The sequence below is a fragment of the Nocardioides sp. NPDC054178 genome, from assembly GCF_055585005.1.
On the sequence record NZ_JBVJKY010000001.1, the window covers coordinates 77,756 to 102,174 of the forward strand.

The window sequence follows — 24,419 nt, forward strand, 5'->3', positions numbered from 1 at the left end:
ATGCCGCTGAAACTGACCGTTGACGCCGATCGCTGGCGCAAGCACGTCCAGACCTTCGCCGAGGCGACCCCTGGCCTGGTCCCGGTGGCGAAGGGCAACGGCTACGGCCTGACCCTGCGCAAGCTCGCCCACCAGACCGAGTGGCTCGACAGCCTCGGCACCGGCGTCGACACGCTCGCGGTCGGCACCTACAACGAGGTGTGGGAGGTCGCGACCCGGTTCAGCGGATCGATCTACGTCCTCACCCCGTGGCGGCCCTACTCGCCCGAGATCAACCCGGAGATCGCCGACCGGATCATCCACACGATCAGCCGCCCCGAGGACCTGCCGCTGCTGCTCGAGCGCCAGCCCGGCGCGCGGGTGATCCTGGAGCTGGTCACCTCGATGCGGCGCCACGGGATGACGCCGAGCGACCTGTGGCCGACCGCCGCCCTCGCCCGGGAGCACGCCCGCTTCGAGGGCATCACCATGCACTTCGGTCTCGACGGCGGTTCGCTGGCCGAGGTCCGCGCCCAGATGGACGCGGTCGTCGGCGCCGAGGCGAAGACGGTGTGGGTCTCCCACCTGAGCGCCAACGAGCTGGCCCAGCTGCGCGCGGCCTACGGCGACATCGTCTTCCGGCCCCGCGTCGGCACCGCGCTGTGGCTCGGTGACCGCGGCGCGCTCACCGTGACCGCGACCGTCGAGGACGTGCACCCGCTCGAGCGGGGCTACTCCTACGGCTACCGCGGCCGCACCGCCCTGCGCGCCGGCCACCTGGTGGTCGCCTCCGGCGGCACCGCCCACGGGATCGGGCTCGAGGCGCCGCTGGGCGACACCCACCTGCGCTCCCGGGCCCTCGCGGTCGCCCGCGGCGGGCTCGACGCCATGGGGCAGTCGCGCTCGCCGTACACGCTCGACGGCAAGGCGCTCTGGTTCGCCGAGCCGCCGCACATGCAGGAGTCGATGCTCATGCTTCCGTCCGGCGCGCGCGTGCCGGAGGTCGGCGAGGAGCTCGAGGTGCGGGTGCGCTACACCGCGACCTCGTTCGACGAGATCATCCTGGACTCCTGAGTCTCCGCGCGAGCCTCGGTCCACCGGACCGGGTCGCGCCACGGCTCGTAGATCTCCCGGACCACGACCACGACCAGGTAGATCTCGGCGGCGACCCGGGCGAGGATCGCGAACCAGTAGACCGGCTGGTCACCGCCGCTGCTGGCCAGGATGTCGGCCAGGTACCACCAGACCGCGACGAAGTAGAAGAGCTCACCGGCCTGCCAGATGAGCTGGTCACGCCAGCGCGGAACGGCCAGGACGGCCAGCGGCAGCAGCCACAGGACGTACTGCGGTGAATAGACCTTGTTGACCAGCAGGAACCCGGCGACGATCAGGAAGCCGAGCTGCGCCAGCCGCGGCGTCTCCCGGGCGGTCAGCCCGATGATGAGTACGCCGCTGCACCAGGCGATGAAGAAGGCCCAGGAGACGAGGTTGACCGTCTGCGCCGAGATCGCCGCGTCGCCGGCCTGCTGAGCTACGAGCCACAGCGAGCCGAGGTCGGGGCCGCGCTCGGAGTTGAAGCTCCAGAAGACCTTCCACTCCTCCAGGCCGGTGGCCATCGCGGGCAGGTTGGCGAGCACCCAGGCGAGGACCGTCGCCAGGGCGGCGACCGCCAGGTCGTAGTAGCGGCGGCGCCGGATGCAGATCACCACGAGCCCGCCGAGCAGGAAGAGCGGGTAGAGCTTGGTCGCGCAGCCGAGCCCGATGAGGATGCCGGTCAGCAGCGGCCGATCACGCGACCACGCCCACAGCGCACCGGCCACGAAGACCACGGCCAGCATGTCCCAGTTGATGATCCCGGTCGCCGCCAGCACCGGGGCGAGCGCGAAGGCGGCCGCGTCCCAGGGCCGTCTTCGGTGCGTACGCGCCAGGAACCACGCCGAGAGCAGCGCCGCGACCGCGAAGCCGATCACGTTGACGATGATGAAGACCCTGATCTCGTGGTGCATGCCCGGCAGGCCCCAGAAGCTGGAGGTCTCCACGAGATGGCGCTCGTCCTCGTCCGGGGTGTCGGTCAGCCAGTCGGTGACGTGCGAGGTCGCCCAGGCGTAGTAGGAGATGCCGACCGGGTACTCCATCACCTGCGGGTAGCGGGCCCGGACGTCGGGATCGGAGGAGTAGGGCCACTCGTGCTCGGCGAGGCCGCGGTCGACGTAGAGATAGGGCAGGTCGGAGTAGCAGAAGTTGGTGTACCTGGACTCGCCGTTGGTCCAGGTGGCGTTGTAGCAGGTCTGCTTGGAGACCATCCCGACCGCGAACGTGAGCGCGGTCAGGAGCAGCAACAGGCCGACCGCGCTGAACCAGCGCCGTCGGCCGTGTGCGAGTCCCCCGAGAGGACCGCCCACGGCGGTGGAGGCGGTCCTGACGACCGGATCCTCCGCCGCCGGGGCGGTCACTGGACCATCTGTCACGAAAGTAGTGCCCTATCCGGTGGTTGCTCCGTTGCCGCCACCATTATTGCCATCGGCCGGTGGGGAGGACGACTCACAGTCGCCGAACCAGTCACAGGCGGTCTCGGTGACGGTCGGGTCGGTCGCCTCGGGCTCGTCCGGGGTCTGCGTCGCGCCCGGTTCGCCGTCGGTCGCGCCGTCGGTGGGCTCCTCGCTGGGCGTGGGCTTCTCGATCGGGATGCACAGACCCTTGCGCTCGTCCTTCTTGGAGCAGTCCTCGGACGGCGTGGGGGTCGGGGTCGGGGTGGTGGTCAGCGACGGCTCGTGACCGTCCATCGGCGCCTCGCCGTCCATCCAGGCCGGCTCCGGGAACTCCTCGAGGTCGAGGTCGTCGGTCAGCGTGCCCATGATCTGGGCCCACGTCTCGGCGGGGTAGCCGGCACCGAAGTAGGAGTCGAGCCAGCCGTCGAGCTTGCCGGCACCCTTCCCTCGGACGTACATCACTGCTGTGGCGAGCTGAGGGGTGTACCCCGCGAACCACGCCGAGGACACGTCACCGTCGTCGTTCGTCGCCGTACCAGTCTTGCCCGCAGCCGGCTGGTTGATGACGTCGACCGTCTTTCCGGTGCCATCCTTCACGACCTGCTGCAGGGCGTACGAGGTGTCGTCGGCGGCGTCCTCGGTCATCGCCCGCTCTTCGCCGTCGCGTTGGCCCCATTCGTAGACGACATCGCCATCGGCGTCGACCACCTTCGATACGACGTGAACAGTGTTGCGGACGCCACCGTTGGCGATCGTTGCGTAAGCATTCGCCATGTTGATCGGGCTCGTCCGTGCCTTGCCCAGGGTGATCAGATAGTCCTTGGCATAGAAGTCCGTGGAGAAGGCAGGCATCGACCGGTAGTCCGCCGGCGCGTCCTCGGCGTCATCCGCCTGCGGCGGCAAGCCAGCCTTGACCGCCATGTCGTAGACGTCCTTACTGCCGTTGGGCAGTGCCGTCGACATCTGGACGAACGAGGTGTTGACCGACTCCTCCATCGCCTTGATGCCGGTGATGTGGTCGCCGTAGCCATGGCCGGTCGGGTCCGCCGCAGTCTGGCCCGAGTTGCGGACCACGCGGTCGGTGCCCGGGATCTCCCAACCGCCCTCACCGGTCCAGGTGTCCTTGAGCGAGTAGCCCGCCTCGAGAGCCGCGGCGAGGGTGAACGGCTTCATCGTCGAACCGGCCATGCCGCCCGAGGCCGCCCAGTTGATCTGGGAGTCGAGGTAGTCCTGGCCACCGTAGAAGCCCTTGAGCGCACCGGTCTTCACATCGACCGTGGCGGCGCCCACGTGCAGCTCGTTCTCCGGGTGCTTGGCGTTGACCGCCTTCTTGTCCTCAGGACGTACCTCCGTGACGGCGTCCTGCGCGGCCTTCATCGCCTTCGCGCTGAGCGTGGTGGTGACCTTCAGGCCCTTGCTGTCGATCTCCTCCTCCGTGAAGAGGGGGTTGCCGTTCTCGTCCTTGAGGGACTTCAGCTCGTTCTTCACCAGGGTGAGCGCGTGGCCCTTCTGGCCGCCGAGGCGGCTGTCGGCCTTCGGCTTGGGGAACTTGGGCAGCGCCGCCTTCGCCTTCTCGAGGGTGGCCTCGTCGTAGTCGCTGAGCGCCTTGCCCTGGCTCTTCAGGTCGCCCATGCCGTTGAGGACGTACTGGTAGCGGCCGAGCAGCTCGGTGCCACCGGCGTCCGCGCCGGCCTTCTCGGGGTCGAACCCGTTCGGGTTGTTGAGGATCGCGGTCAGCGCCGCGGCCTCCCGGATGTCGAGATCCTGGGCCGACTTGCGGAAGTAGGTCTTGGCCGCGGCCTGGACGCCGTAGGCACCGCGCCCGAAGTAGACGGTGTTGAGGTAGCCGGTGAGGATCTCGTCCTTGGACTTCTGCCGGCTGATCTTGAGCGAGATGACCGCTTCCTTGACCTTACGCGTGTAGGTGCGCTCCTGGGTCAGGTACAGGTTCTTGACGTACTGCTGGGTGATCGTGGAGGCGCCGCCCTGGCTGCCGGTGGTGGCGTTGGAGAAGAGCGTGCGCGCGATGCCCTTGAGGTCGATGCCGTTGTTCTCGTAGAAGCTGCGGTCCTCGGCTGCCACGGCCGCGTCCTTCACCAGCGCGGGCATCTCGTCCACGGTCAGCGCGTCACGGTTCTGGTCGCCCGCCTGGAAGCGGCCGACCTCCTTCTTCCCGCCGGCGTAGTAGACGAAGCTCGACTCGGCCTCGAACGCCGCGTTGGCGCTGGGGACCGAGATCATGTTGTAGGAGATGATCACGGCGGCGCTGCCGATCAGCGCCATGACCAGGGCGAAGATCGCGGCGGCCTTGCCGATCCGGACCGCCAGGCCCTTCTTGTCGACCTCCGGGTCGTTGAACCGGTCCAGCGCCGCACCGAAGGCGGCCTTGGGGTCACGCTTCTGACGACCGGGACCGCCCTGCTCGGGACGCGCCGGCCGTTGGCCGAGACGGTCGACCGGGGGCTCACCGGGACGACGGGGGCCCGGGTAGGGCTGCCGCTGACCAGGACGGGGTCCGCCGGGAGGCATCGGACGCTGGCCACCACGTGGCTGGGGGCGACCGCCTGGCGGCTGACCCTGCGGAGCGCCCTGCGGACCGCCCTGGGGGCGGCGCGGTGCCGGCGGGCGACCCGGACCACCCTGCGGTGGGCGCGGTCCGCCCTGGGGTCGTCCTTGCTGCCCACCGAGATCGGCTCTGCGGGGACTGGCGCTGCGGGGGCTGGGCCTCTGAGAGAAGCCGCCGGATGGGTCGCTCACGGGTGTTGCACTGCTCCTGTGACTGCCCGGCACGTGACCGGACGGGCTGACACTGACAATCCCCCGACGTCGCTGAATCCCCCCGAGGGAATCCCATCAACCTGACGCGCGACGCTTGCCTGACTTCCCCGGGTGGTTCCTCGGGTAGGTGAACGGCAGCCATCAGCGTACGCAATCGACGCTAGCGCTCCCGCATCCACGCCCAGCGTGCCTCGAGTCACCCGACGTCAACAGTTCGGTGACGGTTGCATCGAAGTGGTCACCTCAGGCGTAGTCAGACAAGACTTAGGTCTCTATTTGCCGTCACGGATATATCGGTACGATAGGTCGCATGGCACGTCGCGCAGAGACGATCGAGTTGGCAGTCCTTGGGCTGCTGCACGAGTCGCCTATGCATGGCTACGAGCTGCGCAAGCGGCTCAACCTGATGCTGGGCTGGGGGCGAGTGCTGTCGTACGGCTCGCTCTACCCCGCTCTGAAGAAGATGCTGCGCAAGCACCTCATCGAGGAGGAGGCGCAGTCCGTGACGCCGGTGACGCGGCGGCCGCGGATCGTCTACCAGCTGACGCCTGCCGGAGAGCGTGAGTTCACCCAGCTCATGTCCGAGGTCGGTCCGATGGCCTGGGAGGACGACAACTTCGACATCAGGTTCGCGTTCTTCGGTCGCACCGACATGGAGATCCGGCTGCGCGTCCTCGAAGGACGTCGCAGCCGCCTCCAGGAGCGGCTCGACCGGGTGCAACGCGAGCTTGCCATGACCCAGAAAGAGGTCGACTCCTACGCCCGCGAGCTTCAGCGTCACGGCGTCGAGTCGGTCGAGCGGGAGGTCCGATGGCTCTCCTCGCTGATCGACGCCGAGCGCAACCCCAGGCCTGCGAACGACGAGCAGGCAGCGGGTCGGGGGGATCTGGGGGATGACGATGGCGTACGCGACGAAGCGGACGTCTCGCGCACAGCGCAGAGCAGCCAAGAGAACGAGAAATGACCTCCAGGCCGGTGAGTCGGCCGGGAGTATTGGAAGGAGCCCCGATGGGTTCGGTTCGTGTAGCAATCGCGGGAGTCGGCAACTGTGCCAGCTCCCTGGTCCAGGGCGTGGAGTACTACAGGGACGCCGACCCGGCGGGAAGCGTCCCGGGCCTGATGCACGTCACGTTCGGCGACTACCACGTCTCTGACGTCGAGTTCGTCGCTGCCTTCGACGTCGACGACAAGAAGGTCGGCAAGGACCTCTCCGAGGCGATCAACGCCTCCGAGAACAACACCATCAAGATCGCCGACGTCCCCTTCAAGGGTGTCGAGGTGCAGCGTGGCCCCACGCTCGACGGTCTGGGCAAGTACTACAGGCAGACCATCTCCGAGTCCGGCCTCGACCCCGTCGACGTCGTCTCGATCCTGCGTGAGAAGGAGGTCGACGTCCTCGTCTCCTACCTTCCCGTCGGCTCGGAAGAGGCGGACAAGTTCTACGCGCAGTGCGCGATCGACGCGGGCGTCGCCTTCGTCAACGCGCTGCCGGTCTTCATCGCCTCCGACCCGGAGTGGGCCAAGAAGTTCGAGGACGCCGGCGTCCCGATCGTCGGTGACGACATCAAGTCGCAGGTCGGTGCCACCATCACCCACCGCGTCATGGCCAAGCTGTTCGAGGACCGTGGCGTCGCGCTGGACCGTACGTACCAGCTCAACGTCGGCGGCAACATGGACTTCAAGAACATGCTCGAGCGCGAGCGCCTGGAGTCCAAGAAGGTCTCCAAGACCCAGGCGGTCACCTCGAACCTCAAGGGCGAGCTGGCCGACAAGATCGACGACCGCAACGTGCACATCGGCCCGTCCGACTACGTGCAGTGGCTCGACGACCGCAAGTGGGCGTACGTCCGGCTCGAGGGCCGCGCGTTCGGTGATGTCCCGCTCAACCTGGAGTACAAGCTCGAGGTCTGGGACTCCCCCAACTCCGCCGGCATCATCATCGACGCCGTCCGTGCCGCCAAGATCGCCAAGGACCGCGGCATCGGCGGCCCGATCATCCCGGCCTCGGCCTACCTGATGAAGAGCCCGCCGGTGCAGATCGAGGACACCGAGGGTCGCGTTCAGCTGGAGGCGTTCATCCGCGGCGAGTGATCCTAACCGGACCGGCCCCGAGGACTCTCGGGGCCGGTCTGCTCGCGTCTGGGGGGGTAGTCCGGTAGCGAACTGTCCATATACCGGCGAGTAATAGACAGTTCGCTACCGGACTACCCCGACCGTCCCCTCGACTCCCCCGGAGCGCTCCTCAGAAGCGGATCGCGTCGATGATCCTGACCCGCGCGGCGATCATCGCCGGGAGGATGCCGGCGACCGCGCCGACCGCCAAGGCGACGGCGAGGCCCAGCAGGGCAGCCGAGAGCGGGAACGGCGGGACGTCGTCGATGCCCTCGAGGACGTACTTCTCCACCAACGGGTTCTTGATCGCGGCCACGGCCAGGAGCACGCCGATCACACCCGCGACGACGGTGGCCACGACGCTCTCCATCAGCACCGAGAAGAACACCCGCCCGGTGGTCGCGCCGAAGCTGCGCCGGATCCCGATCTCCCGGATCCGCTGCTGGATGGTCACCAGCGCGATGTTGAGCAGACTCAGGGCGCCGAGGAGCAGGATGATCCCGGCGATCCCGATGATCACCCACTTGATCGGGCCGATCGGGTCCTCACCGCCCCACGCCATGTAGTCGTCGCGCTGGGCGTCGACCTGAAGTCCCGGGAGCTCCGCGCGCATCGCTGCGCCGATCTCTCCGGCGAGCTCGTCGGCGCCCTCGATCGGCACCCACATCTCATAGCTGGCGTCCATGGGTGCTCCGGTCTGCCAGTGCTCGAGCGAGTCGGCCAGCATGAACGCGCGGGGCGTGCCGTAGCCGCGCGGGCTCGTCACGCCGACGATCGTCGCGGTCACCGACAGCCCCTGGCCCTTCATGTCCACGGACGTCGGCAGCTGCGTGCCCTGCAGACCGAGGCCCTGCCCCGTCGGGCTCTGCGGCCGAATTTCGGCCGGGTTTGTCAACACTCCATCCACGGACATCTCGAACACGTGTTCCATCCCCTAGACTCCGGGCCCGAACGATCGACCGCCTCAGCCCGGGAGAACCCCACGATGCGTCCCGACAACGACACGACCCCGACCGGCAAGGGCGCCACCGGAAGCGGACGCGGCCTCATCCTCTTCGGCGCCGTCTCGGTCGCGCTGATCTCGACGGCTGCCGCGTACGTCGCCATGGTCGGCTTCGGGCGGGACGTGCTCGCCATGGGCGCGATCAACGCCTACGCCTTCGCCGGTGTCTTCGAGCTCTCGCTGGTGACCGTGGCGCTGATGGCCCGCGAGGCGGCCCAGCAGGACCGGCCGGCGCAGACCCTGCTGACCCTGACGTGGCTGCTGTCGGCCGCGTCCGGGTTCTTCGCCGGCTGGCACGAGATCCACCTCGGCCACGCCGCCACCGCCGCGGCGTTCCGGTTCATCGTCCCGCTCCTGGCCGCCCTGATGTGGCACCTGGCGCTCGTCGGCGACCGCCACCTGGCCATGGAACGCTCCTGGTCCGACCTGCGGATGGGCGCCCGGATGCATGCCCTCCTGGCCACCCGCGTCGAGTGGCGCCGGGCTCGCGACACGGCGGTGCGGAAGCGTACGGCCAGGTCGCGCCGGAAGCTCGAGCGGGCGCAGAAGCGCTACTGGCGCGCCGAGGCGGTGGCGCTGCGGTCGGTCGCCCCCGGTGCGATGCGCGACCAGATCACCCAGTGGGTCGACGCCTTCGCCGCGGTCGCCGAGGGCACCCGCCAGGCCGACCGGCTGCCGATCACCCTGCCCGACGTGCACGAGGCGCTGAGCGTGCCGGTGGTGCAGCAGGTCCCGCACCTCACGACCGCTCCCGCTGCCGACCGTGCCATCGAGGCGCCCGCCGACATCCCGTTCGACAGGACCACCGACACCGTCTCCGACTCGGTCACCGACGTACCCCGCGAGGTGACGCCGTCGCGGGAGACCCGGACGCGCGAGATGGCGTCAGCCCTCGCGACCCCCGACACCCGCCGCCGCGTCTCGAGCCGGGTGAGCGAGGCCGCGCGCTCCGCCGCCGGGATGACGCCGGAGTTCAGCAACGGTCGCGCGACCACCAAGCTCTCCGACGCCGACGCTCAGCTCCTCGACCGGATCCCGTTCCCGGAGAACATCCCCGACCCCGAGCCGGCCATGGACTACCCCGACATCTTTCCCGACGAGATCGCGGAGCTGATGGCGAATCTCCCCGACGACAAGGCCGAGGCCTCCCGGCTCCTCGTCGACGCCGGCGCCCGGGTCCCCGACGTGGCCGCGCGGCTCGGCGTCTCCACCAGCAGCGTCTACCGCTGGACCAAGGCAGGGGCCTGACGCCTCGGCGTGTCGCTCAGCCCTCGAGGTCGGCCTTGAGCTTGGCGAGCGTGGTCGCCATGCCCGTACGCAGCTCCTTGGTGAAGTTCTCCTGACCGCCGAACGCGACCTTCGTCAGGGAGCGCGAGAGCGCGGAGATGCCGGTCGGGGTCTCGCGGCGGTGGGTCACGACGGTCCCGTCGGCGGTCTCCGCGAGCTGGTAGGACCACACCGTGGTGTTCTCGGTGATCCGGAAGGCGAAGTCGGAGTGCGGGGTGAAACGTACGACCTTGGCGTTGGTCGGCCAGTGCTTCCAGCCCTGGTGGTTGATGTTGAGGAACCGCGTCCCCTTCTTGACCTGCCCGAACACGACCGTCTTCACCACCTGCGGGCTCCACGAGGACATCCGCGGAAGGTCCGTGATCGCAGCCCACACCTGGGCCGGCGTGGCGTTGATGGTGGTCGTTGCCTCGAGATCTGTGATCGTCGTCATGCCCGGAACCGTACCGTCAGTATGGCTCGATGGACAGTAGTCGCCCAGATGTCAACCAACCTCAGCCGAGGCTGACCTTGGTCTCGATCGAGGTCGAGGTGTCGGTGCCCGCGCCACCGTTGCCGTAGTCCCTGCCTGATCCGCCGTGGAGCCTGTCCGGCCCGCTCCCGCCGTAGAGGCGGTCGTCGGCGCCGTAGCCGTAGAGGACGTCGCGACCGCCGCCGCCCTGGAGCACGTTCCTGGAGCCGTTCCCCTCGAGCCTGTCGTCGTAGCGGCTGCCGGTGAGGTTCTCGAAGCCGCTCGAGGTGTCGGTGCCGGCACCGCCGCTCGCACGTGTCAGGGAGGCGGTGACGCGACCACCGGCGGAGGCGTACGTCACGGTGTCCGTGCCCGCCCCGCCGATCAGGCGGTCGGCGCCCGAGCCACCGCTGATCGTGTCGTTCCCGTACGACCCGTTGATGACGTTCGCGCCCGAGGAGCCCGTGAGCACGTCCGCCACGGACGAGCCCGTCAGGTTCTCGACCGTGCTGATCCGGTCGTAGCCGGATCCACCGGTGTTCTGCGACGACGTCGTGGCAAGCGTGACGCGGACCCCCGTGCGGGACGCGCTGGCGTAGGCCACGGTGTCCGTGCCACCGGACCCGATCACGGTGTCATCGCCTGCACCGGGGTCGATCGTGTCGTTGCCGTCACCACCCGTAAGTACGTCGTTGCCGCCCAGCCCCTCGAGGTGGTCGTTGCCTGCGCCGCCAGAGATCGTGTTCGCCGAGCTACCGCCCCGGAGGTCGTCGGCATAACGGCTCCCGGTGACCGCCTCGACCTCGGCGAGGTGGTCGACGGTCTGGCTGTAGTAGCTGGCCGGCATCCAGGCCCGAGCACCGGCCTTCGCCGCGGCGTAGGTGACCGTGTCCCTGCCGCTGCCGCCGAACACGTCGTCGCCGTACTCTCCTCGGGCAACGGGCGCGCCCACGATCGTGTCGTTGCCGTCACCGGCCCTCGCCTGATCGACACCGGCGCCGACATCGAGCCGGTCGTCACCGGCCTCACCGTGGATGACGTCGTTCCCGGCCCCGGCCGTGACGGTGTCGTTGCCGTCGCCCGCGTAGACGATGTCGTTGCCCACTCCCAGGTCGATGCTGTCATTGCCCGCACCGGACCTCACGGTGTCGTTCCCGTCGCCGCCGGAGATGGAGTCCCTGGCCGCGCCGCCCTCCAAGAGGTCGTTGCCGAGCCCACCGATCAGGGTGTTGTCGCCGATGCCGCCGCGTACGGTGTCGGCGTCGGCCCCACCGTCGACACGGTCGTTGCCGTCGCCTCCGTCGAGCGAATCGAGTCCGGACGATCCGATGATCGAGTCGTCTCCGGCCTCTCCGCCGACGGTGTCGTCGCCTGCGCCGCCGTCGATCACATCGTCTCCGGCACCGCCGAGGACATGGTCGTTCCCAGGGCCACCGTCGATCCGGTTCGCCCGCGCGTCTCCGTAGAGGCGGTCGTAACCAGCTGAACCGATGACGCCTTCCACGCCGGCCGGGACCGTGTACTCGACCCACCCCGAGACCTTCGCGAACGAAGCCATGTCCGTGCCAGGACCACCGTCGAACCTCTCAGACCAGTAGTTCACCCGGTAGTCGTCGACCTGGAACTCGAGGAGGTCGTCGCCTTCTCCTCCGGAGATGGAGTACTCGTCGCAGTAGAGGCGCTGCCCGGCGATGAACCGATCGTCGCCGTCGCCGCCGGCCACGTCACAGAAGAATCCGGCCTCGACGACGTCGTCGTACGCCGACCCGACCAGGCTCCACTCATGACCGTCGGTGGACCCCACGCCGAACGTGTCGGTCCCCTGCCCGACGACGGTCATCTGGTTCTGCCCGAAGGAGCTCGGCGTCATCGTGATCGGGCCAGGCGCAGCCGCATACGAGATCGACGCCTCCACGTCGTTGAAGGTGTCGTCTCCCGGTCCACCTCTGAGCTGATCCATTCCTTCGCCACCGGCGAGGGTCGACCCGCTGGGACCTGCAGCGAGAGTGTCCGCGAAGCGGGAACCGATCAGGGTCTCCGTCCCGGAGATCGTGTCGCTCCCCAGACCGGTGTCCTGAGCGGTGGCCGTCGCCAACGAGACCGTCACGGCCACGGGCGAGGACGCGTAGGTGATCTGGTCGTCACCGTCGCCGAGATCGAGGACGTCATCGCCCATGCCCACGTACGCCTCGTCGTCGCCCGCTCCGCCGAAGAGCTGGTCGTCGGCCACCTCCTGGTCGAATGCGTGCCCGTCCCCCAGGCCGTTCTCGTTGAGCACGTCTCCGCCCGCACCGCCGTGGAGACGATCTGCCCCGGCGCCGCCGCTGAGAAAGTCTCGCCCCGCGCCGCCGTGGATAGTGTCCGCGCCAGGTCCGCCGTTGAGCGTCTCGACCGCCTTCCACGAGCCCGGCGCTTCGACCAGATCGGTCCCGATGATCGTGTCGTCGCCCTGGCTGCCGATCACGAAACGTACGCGGGGCGCGGCGCCGTCGCGCGCGGCGCGGATGATGTCGGTGCCGGCCCCGCCGGTCACCTTGACGACCATGCGGCCGTCGACCTCGACCGGGTTCAGATCGATCTCGACCGGGCCGGCGACATCCGCGTACGACAGGTAGTTGGTGTCGGCACCGATCTCGTCACCGGCGTACGGCCAGGTCACAGTGTCATTTCCAGCGCCGGGCAGAACAGTGTGGGTCACCCCGTTCAGGCTGTGGCAGGTCACCTGGATGGAGTCGTCACCGGCGCCACCCGCGTAGAGGTTGTCATCGACATCGCACGCCTCGATCACGCCGTCGCCGATGCTGTCGTTGCCGGCACCACCGAAAAGCGAGTCGTCACCGTCCTCGCCGAACAGCCGATCGTCACCCTCGCCACCGCAGATGGTGTCGTTCCCGCCGAGCCCGTTGATCGTGTCGTCCCCGGGCGTACCGAGGATGACGTCCGCGCCCTCGGTGGCGGCGTCCGCTGCATTGAGGTCGATCGTGACCGGAAGACCGTTGCAGACGGGGGTCTCCGTGTCCGCAGCGCTGGCGGAGGCGAGCCCGACGGTCATCAGGCCGGCCATGAGGAGACCACCGACGACGTACGCCGGGGAGAGAAGACGCATGGAAGACTTTCGAGCTCGGTGGGGGCGAGCCGAAGGGCTCACGCAGCGCCGGACAGCCTCACGACGCGCGGGTTTACGTTAAGACCCAACCATGACGAGCGACATAGCCCGAAAGGGCTATGCGGAGCGCTCGGACCACCAGTCGAGGAGCCGCTTGGCGGCCTCGTCCTCGGAGAGGACGCCCTCGTCGAGACGCAGGTCCATGAGGAACTTGTACGCAGCCCCGACATCACGACCCGGCGAGATCCCCAGCAGCGACATGATCTGGTTGCCGTCGAGCGCGGGGCGGAGGGCGGCGAGCTCCTCCTCCTCGGAGATCCGCTCGATGCGGGCCTCGAGGGCGTCGTAGGTGCGGGCGAGGCGGTCGGCCTTGCGGCGGTTGCGGGTGGTGCAGTCGGCGCGGGTGAGGATGTGGAGCCGCTCGAGCTGGTCGCCGGCATCCCGCACGTAACGGCGCACCGCGGAGTCGGTCCACTCCCCGTCGCCGTAGCCGTGGAAGCGCAGGTGCAGCTCGACGAGCGAGGAGACCGCCTCGATCTCGTCGTTGGAGAAGCGCAGCGCCTTCATCCGCTTGCGGGTCATCTTGGCGCCGACGACGTCGTGGTGGTGGAACGAGACGGTGCCGTCGTCGTGGAACTTGCGGGTGCGGGGCTTGCCCACGTCGTGCATCAGCGCTGCGAAGCGCGACACGAAGTCGGGCCCGCCGCCGAGGCGCGCCTCCTGGTCGATCGACTGCTCGAGCACGGTCAGGGTGTGCTCGTAGACGTCCTTGTGCCGGTTGTGCTCGTCGCGCTCCATCCGCAGCGCGGTCAGCTCGGGCAGCACCAGGTCGGCCAGCCCCGTCTCGACAAGCAGCGAGAGGCCCCGGCGCGGGTAGGGCGCGCAGATCAGCTTCACCAGCTCGTCGCGGACCCGCTCGGCGGAGATGATCGAGATCCTCGAGGCCATGTCCTTCATCGCGGCGACGACCTCGGGCGCGACCGTGAAACCGAGCTGGGCGGCGAACCGCGCCGCCCGCATCATCCGCAGCGGGTCGTCGGAGAAGGACGCCTCCGGTGTCCCCGGCGTACGCAGCACCCGGGTCGCCAGGTCGACGACACCGCCGTAGAGGTCGACGACCTCACGGCCCGGCAGCCGCACCGCCATCGCGTTGACGGTGAAGTCGCGGCGTACGAGATCGTCGGCCAGCGACGTGCCGTAGGCCACCGCCGGCTTGCGCGAGTCGGCCGCGTAGGCCTCGGACCGGTAGGTGGTGACCTCGATCTGCCACGGGCCCTTGCGGGTGCCGATGGTGCCGAAGTCGCGGCCCATGTCCCACAGCGCCTCGCCCCACGTACGCAGGATCTTCTCGGTCTCCTCGGGGCGGGCCGAGGTCGCGAAGTCGAGGTCGTTGTGCGGACGGCCGAGCATCGCGTCGCGGACGGGGCCGCCCACCAGCGCCAGCTCGAAGCCCGATCGAGCGAAGACCTCACCTAGGGAGTCGATCACCGGTGCGATACGGTCCAGTTCAGCAGTCACCGATCGCTGAACATCGGCGACGCTGATCGGGGGAAGCTGGCTGTCGGACACAACGCCGCAGTCTACGAGGACCGCACCCCCTGAAAGATATTCTCGAAGTCATGCCAGTCCGCCAGCATCAGGCGAGGCCGCCACGGCCACGTGGGCGAGTCACCGCCGCACTCGTCCTGACGCTGCTGGCACCCCTTCTGCTGCTGCTTCCGGCGCCCGCGCAGGCCGACGAGGAGGCCGCCGAGACCGATCCGCTCACGGTGAGCATCGACCAGCTCGACACGGTCAGCCTCGACGGCCGCACCAAGGGTCGGATCAACGTACGCGGCAAGGTCGTGAACACCACCGACGAGGAGTGGAGCGGCGTCAAGGTCTACCCGTTCGTCGGCGACACGCCGATGACCACCTCCGAGGAGCTGGCCGAGGCGGCCGAGATGCCCGCCGACGCGCTGGTCGGCGAGCGGATCGTGGCCGAGGGGGCGTACGCGACGATCCCCGACCTGGCGCCCGGCGAGACGTACTCCTGGTCGCTGACGGTGCCGCGCAAGCTCCTGCAGGTCACCCAGCCCGGCGTCTACTGGTTCGGGGTCCACGCGCTGGGGGCGACCACGCCCACCACCGCCGACGGCCGGGCGCGCACGTTCCTTCCGCTGGTCAAGGAGCCCAACAAGCGGGCCAAGGCCGAGAAGGTCTCGCTGGTCATGCCGCTGCGCCGCAGCGTGGTCTACAACGCCGACGGCAGCGTGAACTACCTCCCGGGCTGGACCCGGGACCTGGGCGCCGGCGGGCGGCTCTTCCGGATGCTCGAGACCGGCGCCGAGATGCCCGACCTGACCTGGGCGATCGACCCCGCGCTGATCGATGCCGTACGCAACCTCGCCGAGGGCAACCCGGCGCGCAACCTCGGGCCGACCGACGGTGAGGACGAGCCGGAGGAGAGCGGGAGCCAGAGCGCGTCGCCCTCTGCCTCCGCGCTGCTGCCGAGCCCCTCGGCCAGCACCGACACCGATGCCGAGGAGACGATCGACGAGGAGGCCGCTGCCGCGCAGCAGGCCGCGACGGTCTGGCTGAGCCGCCTCGAGGACGCGCTCGCCGGCCACGACCTCATCGCCCTCCCCTACGCCGATCCGGACCTGTCCGCGCTCGCCACGACCGACCCCGACCTGCTGGCCACCGCGCGTGAGCACACCGCCCAGGCGCTCGCCGAGCTCGGCATCAAGGCGACCTCCGCCGTCGCTCCGCCGACCGGCTACCTCGACCGCGCCGCGGTCAACCTGCTCGAACCGGGTGCGGTCAACCTGGTCAGCGACAAGATGTTCCGCGGCAGCACGCCGGTCATCGCCGACCTCGACGGTCACCAGATGATCGTGACCTCGTCCGGTGCCGCCGCCGGCGGGCCGGGACCCAACGACCCCATCGACGCGATCTCGGTGCGGCAGCGTCTCGTCTCCGAGGCTGCCCTGCTCCGCGGCTCCGGCAAGCCGCTCATCGCGGTCCTCCCCGACGGCTGGCACCCTCCGCAGAGCGCTGCCTCGTTCGTCGCCCCGTGGAAGAAGGCCGCCTGGATATCGTCCTCGACCCTGACCGAGGCCGTCGCCGGGCAGAAGGCGACGTCGATCACCGCCGACAAGCTCCGCTACCCCCGCCGTGAGATGAAGGCCGAGATCTCCGCCGACCGGATCGGGACGGCCAACGATCTCATCGGCGCCGGCGAGATGCTGCAGCGGATCCTGACCCACAACGACGAGGTCGCCTCCGACATCACCAACGAGGCCCTGACCACGACCTCCTACTCCGCCCGCAAGGGCGACGCCGACCCGGCCGCCGACGCGCTGAACGAGGTCAGCTCCGAGCTGAGCTCGATCACCGTGGCCGTACCGCCGAAGGTGATCCTCTCCAGCATGAAGGGTGGCGAGTTCCAGGTCACCCTGAGCAACGAGCTCGACGAGCCCGTCACGGTGCGGCTGGACGCGATCACCGACGAGTCGCTGCGGGTCGCGACCTCCGAGCCCGTCCAGCTCGACGCCAACTCCAAGGCCAGCTTCAACCTCGCCGCGAGCATGCGCGACACCGGCACCCACACCGCCCTGATCGTCGTCACCGACACCAAGGGCAACCCGCTGGGCGCCCACGCCTCCGTCCCGATCCGCCCCTCTCAGGTGAGCGGAGTGATCTGGTGGTTCGTCGGCACCGGCTGCGCGCTACTCTTCGCGGCGATCGCCGTGCGACTCACCCGGCGCATCATGAAGGCCAAGAAAGCACGTACGTCAGGAGCGATGTGACAGCCACCGAGCAGAAGTCCGGCGGAAGCTCGGTCCTGGCCAACAGTGCGGTGATGGCCGCGGGGACGACGTTCTCCCGACTCAGCGGCTTCCTCCGATCCGCCCTGTTGGTCGCGGCCTTGGGCTCCGGGATGCACGCCGACGTCTTCAACATCGCCAACACCGTCCCCAACATGCTCTACATCCTGTTGGCGGGCGGCGTCTTCAACGCCGTGCTCGTGCCGCAGCTGGTGAAGGCGCAGAAGAACGACGAGGACGGCGGGGCGGCCTACACCGACCGGATCATCACGCTCGCCGGGCTCTTCCTCGGCGCCGTCACGATCCTCCTCGTGCTCGGTGCGCCGCTGCTGATGCGCCTCTACCTCGGCGCCGACTGGTACAACGCGGATCACGAGGCCCAGCTCGAGTCGGCCATCGACTTCGCCCGCTGGTGCCTGCCCCAGGTCTTCTTCTACGGGATGTTCGTGCTGGTCGGGCAGGTGCTCAACGCCCGCGGCAGCTTCGGCCCGATGATGTGGGCCCCGATCGCCAACAACATCATCGCGATCTCGACCCTGGTGATCTACCTGGTCGTCTTCGGCCCCTCTGCCGTCGGTGGCTTCACCACCGGCCAGGAGATTCTGCTGGGCCTGGGCTCGACGCTCGGCATCGTTCTTCAGTTTGCGCTGCTCCTGCCGGTCCTGCACAAGGCCGGCGTACGCTTCCGTCCCCGCTTCGACTTCCGCGGCGCGGGGCTCTCGCAGACCGCCAAGCTGGGCATGTGGACGGTGCTCTTCGTGGTCGTGAACCAGATCGCCTACACGATCGTGACGCGGCTCGCGTCGACCGGTGTGGCCGCGGAAGGCACCGGCTACACGGTCTACTCCAACAGCTTCCTGGTCACCCAGGTGCCCCACTCGATCATCACCGTCTCGCTGGCGACGGCGATCCTGCCGCTGCTCTCGCGCCACGGCGCCGCCGGCGAGCTGCCCGAGCTGGGACGTACGCTGTCGCACCAGCTGCGCAACGCGCTCGCCATCGTGGTCCCGATCGCCGCGCTGATCCCGGTGCTCTCCGAGGACATCGCCCACCTCCTGTTCGGCTACGGCGCCGGTGCCGACGCGTTCAAGGACTACGCACCGACGCTGACGGTCTTCGCGGCCGGGCTGGTCTTCTTCACGATCCACTACCTGCTGCTGCGCGGCTTCTACTCGCTGGAGCAGAACCGCACCGTCTTCTTCATCCAGTGCTCGGTCGCCAGCACCAACATCGTCGCCGCGCTGCTGCTGACCCGGGCGTTGCCGGCGGAATACACCGCCCCGGCCCTCGCCGGCGCCTACACGCTGTCCTACCTGGTCGGCTCCGTCGTCTCGTACGTCGTGCTCAAGCGCACCCTCGGCGACCTGGACGGTCGCGGCCTGCTCGGCTTCCTCGCTCGCCTGGTCATGGTGACGGTGGTCGCGGCCGCCGCCGCCTGGCTGCTGCGTACGGCACTGGGCATGATCAACGACGAGCCGACGATGGTGCTGGCCTTGATCGGGGCCGCTATCGTCGGGGCGCTGCATCTCGGCATGCTGCTCCTCGGGGCGCAGGCTGCCCAGGTCAAGGAGCTGACCACGATGGTGCAACAGGTTGCCCGACGGCTGCGCCGTTGACCATCGGACAGCCTCATCACTGTCTGGCAAGGTCTGAAAGAATGGGTCCGATATGGAGTTCACGCAATCAGGCGACGTCCTCGCCGGCAGATACCAGCTGACGGATCTGCTGAGCGAGTCCCGTGAGGGACGCTTCTGGCGCGCCCAGGACGCGGTGCTCGGCCGCCCGGTTGCCGTGCACGTCCTCGACGCCCGCGACGAGCGTGCGCCGCGCCTGATGGCCGCGGCCCGCAACTCCGCTGCCGTCGGTGACCCCCGGATGCTGCGCGTCCTCGACGCCGCCCAGACCGACCAGGTGGCGTACGTCGTCAACGAGTGGGGCGAGGGCGCCTCGCTCGAGAACGCGCTGGCCGCCGGTGGCCCGCTGCCGCCGCAGCAGGCCGCCTGGATCGCCTCCGAGGTGGCCGACCTGCTGGTCCTGGCCCACGACCAGGGCCATGCCCACGGCCGGCTCAACCCCGAGGCCGTGCTGCTCGACGACCTCGGTGCGGTGCGCGTCATCGGCTTCGGTGTCGACGCCGCGCTGCACGGGATCGACCCCGACACGCGTGACTCCCAGCGCCGCGACCGCGTCGACGCCGTCGGCGTCCTCTACGCCGCGCTGACCGGCAAGTGGGCCGGCGAGACGCTGTCCTCGATGCCTCCCGCGCCGCGCGACCACGGCCGCGTGCTCCGTCCCCGGCAGGTACGCGCCGGGGTGCCGCGGCCGCTCGACGACCTGTGCGACCGGGTGCTGGGCAGCGGCGCCGACATGCCGCCGCTGACCGCGGCCGAGCTGCACTCGGCGCTCGCGGGCTTCTCCGGTGAGCCGACCGCGCCGCTCAACCGGCCCTCGGCGGTCGACGAGGAGACCCAGGCGATGGCTGCGCCGACCCAGGCCGAGCCGGCCGAGGCACGGGCTGCGTCGAACGCCATCGGCGTGGCCCCCGACGCCGTACGTCCCCAGCGCCAGCGTCCGTCCTCCCCGCCGCCGATGCAGGACCCGACCCCGTCGAAGCCGCTGTTCGCCGACGAGACCCCGGGCTACGTACCGCCGCAGCGCCCCCAGCAGGCGCCTCCGGCCGCCGCCCGCCGTCCGGTCGCCCCGGATGCCTCCTACAACGGCTGGCAGGGCCCCTGGACCGGCGCCAACGTACCGATCGCCGAAGAGCCGGACTACAACCAGAAGCCCGGTGCCAACTGGCTCCGCATCGCCATGGGCGTCGGCCTGGTGGTCCTGGTCCTCATCGCCGGCTCGATCGCCTGGAACATCGTCAGCGACGACCCCAACACGACCGCCGAGAACCCCGGCACCGGCAACAACGGCGGCGACACCACGGCCGAGGCCAAGCCGACCCCCATCAAGGGCATCACCGCCAAGGACCTCGACCCCCACGGCGACCCGCCCACCGAGACGCCTGACCTCGTCGACTACGTGGTCGACGGGGACACGAAGGGTCTGGCCTGGCGTACGTCCCGCTACAACGACCAGATCGGTGACCCGGCCGACAACCCCCGTTCCCTCAAGCCCGGCATCGGCCTGGTGCTCAACCTCAAGGGCGAGTACGCCATCGACTCCCTGAAGTTCAACATGATCGGGGAGCCCACCGAGATCGAGATCTACGTCGGTGACTCCCCGTGGAGCGATGATCCCAGCGGCGCCCCCGCCGCGACGGGCAGCGTCGGCACCGAGGGCGAGATCAAGGTCGACGACGCCCCCGAGGGCAGCTACGTACTCGTGTGGATGACCGGTCTTCCCCAGGTCGACGGCGGCTATCGAGCCGAGGTCAAGGAAGTCCAGGTCCTCGGCACCCCCGTCTCCTGACGAAGCGTCGGTCCCGTCGGCCGAGGCGTCAGCTACGTCGGCCGAGAAGTCGCTCCCGTCGCCCGAAATGTCACACCGGTGCCGCTTCGACCGACGTACGTGACGCCTCGGCCGACGCGGGTGACGTCTCGGCGTTCAGGGCCTTGGAATGTACGTGGCCTACGATCTGTTGTGCAGTTCGCCAGCCACACCTGAGGAGCCATTGATGCCGACCCCGTCGTCCCCGACCGACCCCCGCAACGTGATCGTCGTGGGTTCCGGCCCGTCGGGCTACACCGCAGCGGTCTACAGCGCCCGCGCCGGACTGCAGCCGCTCGTCTTCGAGGGGTCGGTGACCGCCGGCGGTGCGCTGATGAACACGACCGAGGTGGAGAACTTCCCCGGTTTCCGTGACGGCATCATGGGCCCGGAGCTGATGGACAACATGCGTGCCCAGGCCGAGCGCTTCGGTGCCGAGCTCGAGCCCGACGACGTCGTCGAGATGGACCTCACCGGGCCGGTCAAGATCGTCAAGACCGCGACCGACACCCACTACGCGAAATCCGTCATCCTCGCCACCGGCTCGGGCTACAAGAAGCTCGGCCTGCCCCGCGAGGACGAGCTCTCCGGCAAGGGCGTCTCCTGGTGTGCGACCTGCGACGGCTTCTTCTTCCGCCAGAAGCCCATCGTGGTCGTCGGTGGCGGTGACTCCGCCCTGGAGGAGGCCCTCTTCCTGACCCGCTTCGGCTCCTCGGTCACCCTGCTCGTACGCCGCGACGAGCTGCGCGCCTCCAAGATCATGCAGGAGCGCGCCTTCGCGGACCCGAAGCTCGACATCGCCTGGAACTCCGTGGTCGAGTCCATCAACGGCGAGCACACCGTGGAGAGCATCACGGTCAAGGACACCAAGACCGGCGAACTGCGCGAGCTCGAGTGCGCCGGCCTGTTCATCGCGATCGGCCACATCCCGCGGTCCGAGCTGCTCGTGGGCCAGGTCGACCTCGACGACGAGGGCTACGTCCTGACCAAGGACGGCTCCACGGCCACCAACATCGAGGGCGTCTTCGCCGCCGGTGACCTGGTCGACCACGTCTACCGGCAGGCGATCACCGCCGCCGGCACCGGCTGCCAGGCCGCGCTCGACGCGGAGAAGTTCCTCGCCCACCAGGCCCACGCCGAGGCGGCTGCCGTCTCGGCCTGATGGCCGCGTCTACCCTGGTCATCTCGACAAGCTCGATGACCGGGCGCCCGGGAATGCGCAACGCAGACCCAGCGTTCTGACCACAGACTTCCCAAATCCGTCCCTACCGAGAAGGAACCCATCGTGGCTGACAACATGACCGCCGTGACCGACGCCGAGTTCGACTCGACCGTTCTGAAGTCCGACAAGCCCGTACTGGTCGACTTCTGGGCCGAGTGGTGCGGCCCGTGCCGCCAGGTCTCCCCGATCCTCGAGGAGCTCGCCGGCGAGCACGGTGACAAGGTCACCTTCACCAAGATGAACGTCGACGAGAACCCGGTCACCCCGTCCACCTACCGCGTCACCGGCATCCCGACCATCAACGTCTACCAGGGCGGCGAGGTCGTGAAGTCCATCGTCGGCGCGAAGCCGAAGGCCGCGCTCCTCAAGGAGCTGCAGGAGTTCATCGGCTGACAACAGCTGTCACCCGATGGCGCGCCACTGTCACGGTGGCGCGCCATCGTCATTTTGCCGAGGCGTCAACCCCGTCGGGCGAAGCGTCGCTGCGGGCGGTCGAGGCGTCGCTTGCGTCGGGCGACGTGGCACGTGTTCGAGACAGGTGGCACTGGTTGCGGCCGGGTGGTCTCGACAAGCTCGACCACCGGGCGGGAATCGTGGTCTCGACGACCGCTACCGTTTCACGGGAAACATTCACTCGCCGTCGCGGTGCAGCTCGGTGGAGGCGGGTGAGGGGTGGGTGCGCGGGCGTACGACCTCTCGCAGCCGCTCCCAGGCGGACTCGAAGTCGTCGATCCAGGTGACCGTCTGCTTCAGGTCCATCCGCATCCGCGGGACGGTGGGGTGGTCACGGTGGGTCTTGAACCCGACCCGGCCGAGGAAGTCGGCGGGGGCGGCGCAACGCCGGCCATGGATGCCGCTCAGGGGCCCCACGTCCCCGAAGGCCTCGATCGCCCGGAACTGACCGCGTTGCACCAGGTCACGGGCCATTCCCTGCACCAGCATCCGGCCGATCCCGCCGCCGGCGCGACGCGGATCGATCCACACCGTGGTCATCAGGACGGCATCGGCTGAGACCGGTCCGGAGGGGAACGAGGCCACCCGCGGGACGAAGACCGGCGGGGCGTAGAGCACGAAGCCCACCGGCGTACCGTCCACCACGGCCACCCGGCCGCACGATCCCCACTCGCGGAGCACCTCGGAGATCCAGGCTTCCTTGACCCCGATCGTCTGCGCGGAGTCGACGCGGCGATGGCCGACGGGGTCGCGCTCCCAGAACAGACAGGCGCGGCACGGCGCCGGGACCTCGGCGAAGAGGTCCAGCGTCAGGGGAAGGATCCTGCGTGCCATGTCTCACCCTTGTTCATCGGTTAAGGGTCTGTCACCAGCGTATGCGATCCTTCATGATGGTGACACCATGAATGATCTTCCCCAGCGCGCAACATCATCCCGCCTCGACCCCTACGCCGACCGCTACGCCGCCCGCACGGCAGGCATGACGGTCTCGGAGGTGCGAGCTCTCTTCGCAGTCGCAGCGCGCCCGGAGGTCGTCTCGCTGGCCGGCGGCATGCCCAACATCTCCAGCCTCCCGCTGGACGTGGTCGGCGACTCGATCAAGGACCTGATCCTGACCCAGGGTCCGACCGCGCTGCAGTACGGCGGCGGTCAGGGCGATCCCGTTCTGCGTGAGCAGATCTGCGAGGTGATGCGCCTGGAGGGGATCGAGGCCCACCCCGACGACGTCGTCGTCACCGTCGGCTCCCAGCAGGCCGTCGACCTGGTCACCCGCGTCTTCTGCGACCCCGGTGACGTGGTGATCTGCGAGGCTCCTTCGTACGTCGGGGCTCTCGGTGTCTTCAAGGGCTACCAGTGCGACATCGTGCACGCCGAGGTCGACGCCGACGGCCTGATCCCGAGCGCGCTCGAGCAGGCGATCGTGTCCACCAAGTCCGCGGGCCGCAAGGTGAAGTTCCTCTACACGATCCCGAACTTCCAGAACCCGACCGGCGTCACCATGACGCCCGAGCGCCGCACCGAGATCCTCGAGATCTGCCGGCGCCACGACATCCTGGTCCTGGAGGACAACCCGTACGGTCTCCTCGGCTTCGACGACGAGCCCCGCCCGGCGATGCGCGCGCAGGACCCGGGTGTCATCTACCTCGGCTCCTTCTCCAAGACGTTCTCCCCCGGCCTGCGGGTCGGCTGGGCGCTGGCGCCCTCCGCGATCCGCGAGAAGCTGGTCCTGGCCCAGGAGTCCGCGACGCTCTGTCCGCCGCCGTTCAACCAGATGGCCGTCTCCGCCTACCTCGCCAACCACGACTGGCAGGGTCAGATCAAGGAGATGCGGGAGATGTACCGCGAGCGCCGCGACGCCATGCTCGACGCGCTCGAGGACTACATGCCCGCGGCGTGCACCTGGACCAAGCCCGACGGCGGCTTCTTCGTCTGGCTGACGCTCCCCTCCGGCATCGACAGCAAGGCGATGCTGCCTCGTGCCGTCACCTCGCGCGTCGCGTTCGTCCCCGGCACCGGCTTCTTCGCCGACGGCTTCGGCGCCTCCTCGATGCGGATCTCCTACTGCTATCCCACCCCGGAGCGGATCCGAGAAGGCGTACGGCGCCTGGCGGGTGTCATCGAGGCCGAGATGGAGCTCCTGGAGACGTTCGGTGCCACCGGCCCCATCCCTGGTCTTCCCATCCGCGGCGCCGAGCACCCCTCGACGAACACGCAGTAGGTCGGCTCTCGTCGGTCGGGCCTCTCGGAGACCTCTTCCGAGGTCATCACGGCAGGCTCGATGACCGTCACCGA

At 69.1% G+C, this 24,419-nt stretch carries 17 protein-coding genes; 10 read left to right on the forward strand and 7 right to left on the reverse strand.

The window, feature by feature from the left end; translation table 11 throughout:
- Positions 1–1,053, forward strand: a complete 1,053-nt coding sequence (locus ACZ6WN_RS00435) for an alanine racemase (protein WP_465861979.1) — start codon at positions 1–3, stop codon at positions 1,051–1,053.
- Here the strand turns inward: ACZ6WN_RS00435 and ACZ6WN_RS00440 are convergent.
- Positions 1,011–2,447 (reverse strand): glycosyltransferase family 87 protein, encoded by a 1,437-nt coding sequence (locus tag ACZ6WN_RS00440; protein ID WP_465861980.1) that lies wholly within the window; start codon positions 2,445–2,447, stop codon positions 1,011–1,013. The two genes, ACZ6WN_RS00435 and ACZ6WN_RS00440, sit on opposite strands and share 43 nt — an antisense overlap.
- A gap of 12 nt (positions 2,448–2,459) precedes the next feature.
- On the reverse strand, positions 2,460–4,997 hold the full coding sequence (locus tag ACZ6WN_RS00445) for a transglycosylase domain-containing protein (RefSeq protein ID WP_465861982.1): 2,538 nt from the start codon (positions 4,995–4,997) through the stop codon (positions 2,460–2,462).
- A 559-nt stretch (positions 4,998–5,556) separates the two neighbouring features.
- On the opposite strand from ACZ6WN_RS00445, the gene ACZ6WN_RS00450 reads away from it, so the two are divergent.
- Together ACZ6WN_RS00450 and ACZ6WN_RS00455 are read left to right on the forward strand one after the other, a co-directional pair.
- Positions 5,557–6,210 (forward strand): PadR family transcriptional regulator, encoded by a 654-nt coding sequence (locus ACZ6WN_RS00450; RefSeq protein WP_465861983.1) that lies wholly within the window; start codon positions 5,557–5,559, stop codon positions 6,208–6,210.
- Positions 6,211–6,254: 44 nt separating this feature from the next.
- Positions 6,255–7,337: an inositol-3-phosphate synthase gene (locus tag ACZ6WN_RS00455; RefSeq protein ID WP_465861984.1), complete on the forward strand. Its 1,083-nt coding sequence runs from the start codon at positions 6,255–6,257 to the stop codon at positions 7,335–7,337.
- 151 nt (positions 7,338–7,488) lie between these two features.
- Here ACZ6WN_RS00455 and ACZ6WN_RS00460 read toward each other — a convergent pair whose 3' ends face one another.
- A complete protein-coding gene (locus tag ACZ6WN_RS00460) occupies positions 7,489–8,253 on the reverse strand; it encodes an ABC transporter permease (protein ID WP_465861985.1) in 765 nt (254 codons plus the stop codon).
- 90 nt (positions 8,254–8,343) lie between these two features.
- On the opposite strand from ACZ6WN_RS00460, the gene ACZ6WN_RS00465 reads away from it, so the two are divergent.
- Complete coding sequence (locus ACZ6WN_RS00465; RefSeq protein WP_465861986.1) at positions 8,344–9,609, forward strand: helix-turn-helix domain-containing protein; 1,266 nt, start codon at positions 8,344–8,346, stop codon at positions 9,607–9,609.
- A 16-nt stretch (positions 9,610–9,625) separates the two neighbouring features.
- Here the strand turns inward: ACZ6WN_RS00465 and ACZ6WN_RS00470 are convergent, their stop codons facing one another.
- The 3 genes from ACZ6WN_RS00470 to ACZ6WN_RS00480 form a co-directional block, all read right to left on the reverse strand.
- On the reverse strand, positions 9,626–10,081 hold the full coding sequence (locus ACZ6WN_RS00470) for an SRPBCC family protein (protein WP_465861987.1): 456 nt from the start codon (positions 10,079–10,081) through the stop codon (positions 9,626–9,628).
- Between the two features lie 61 nt (positions 10,082–10,142).
- Entirely contained in the window at positions 10,143–13,205 is a 3,063-nt protein-coding gene (locus tag ACZ6WN_RS00475; protein WP_465861989.1) for a hypothetical protein, read from the reverse strand.
- Positions 13,206–13,322: 117 nt separating this feature from the next.
- The gene (locus ACZ6WN_RS00480) at positions 13,323–14,774 is read right to left on the reverse strand and encodes a CCA tRNA nucleotidyltransferase (RefSeq protein ID WP_465861990.1); all 1,452 of its coding nucleotides are present in this window, start codon (positions 14,772–14,774) and stop codon (positions 13,323–13,325) included.
- A 50-nt stretch (positions 14,775–14,824) separates the two neighbouring features.
- Between ACZ6WN_RS00480 and ACZ6WN_RS00485 the strand changes: the two genes are divergently transcribed.
- From ACZ6WN_RS00485 to trxA, 5 genes are all read left to right on the forward strand, one after another.
- On the forward strand, positions 14,825–16,996 hold the full coding sequence (locus ACZ6WN_RS00485) for a DUF6049 family protein (protein ID WP_465861992.1): 2,172 nt from the start codon (positions 14,825–14,827) through the stop codon (positions 16,994–16,996).
- A complete protein-coding gene (gene murJ / locus ACZ6WN_RS00490) occupies positions 16,993–18,630 on the forward strand; it encodes a murein biosynthesis integral membrane protein MurJ (protein WP_465861993.1) in 1,638 nt (545 codons plus the stop codon). Before ACZ6WN_RS00485 ends, murJ begins: the two co-directional genes overlap by 4 nt.
- Before the next feature lie 52 nt (positions 18,631–18,682).
- Positions 18,683–20,434 (forward strand): protein kinase family protein, encoded by a 1,752-nt coding sequence (locus ACZ6WN_RS00495; RefSeq protein ID WP_465861994.1) that lies wholly within the window; start codon positions 18,683–18,685, stop codon positions 20,432–20,434.
- 205 nt (positions 20,435–20,639) lie between these two features.
- Entirely contained in the window at positions 20,640–21,614 is a 975-nt protein-coding gene (gene trxB, locus ACZ6WN_RS00500) for a thioredoxin-disulfide reductase (protein ID WP_465861995.1), read from the forward strand.
- Positions 21,615–21,737: 123 nt separating this feature from the next.
- On the forward strand, positions 21,738–22,067 hold the full coding sequence (gene trxA, locus ACZ6WN_RS00505; RefSeq protein WP_091044069.1) for a thioredoxin: 330 nt from the start codon (positions 21,738–21,740) through the stop codon (positions 22,065–22,067).
- A gap of 237 nt (positions 22,068–22,304) precedes the next feature.
- Here trxA and ACZ6WN_RS00510 read toward each other — a convergent pair whose 3' ends face one another.
- Positions 22,305–22,961 (reverse strand): GNAT family N-acetyltransferase, encoded by a 657-nt coding sequence (locus ACZ6WN_RS00510; RefSeq protein ID WP_465861996.1) that lies wholly within the window; start codon positions 22,959–22,961, stop codon positions 22,305–22,307.
- Between the two features lie 67 nt (positions 22,962–23,028).
- On the opposite strand from ACZ6WN_RS00510, the gene ACZ6WN_RS00515 reads away from it, so the two are divergent.
- Positions 23,029–24,345 carry an aminotransferase-like domain-containing protein gene (locus ACZ6WN_RS00515; protein ID WP_465861998.1) on the forward strand — a complete coding sequence of 439 codons (1,317 nt, stop codon included), beginning with the start codon at positions 23,029–23,031 and terminating at the stop codon, positions 24,343–24,345.
- Positions 24,346–24,419 lie beyond the last annotated feature (74 nt).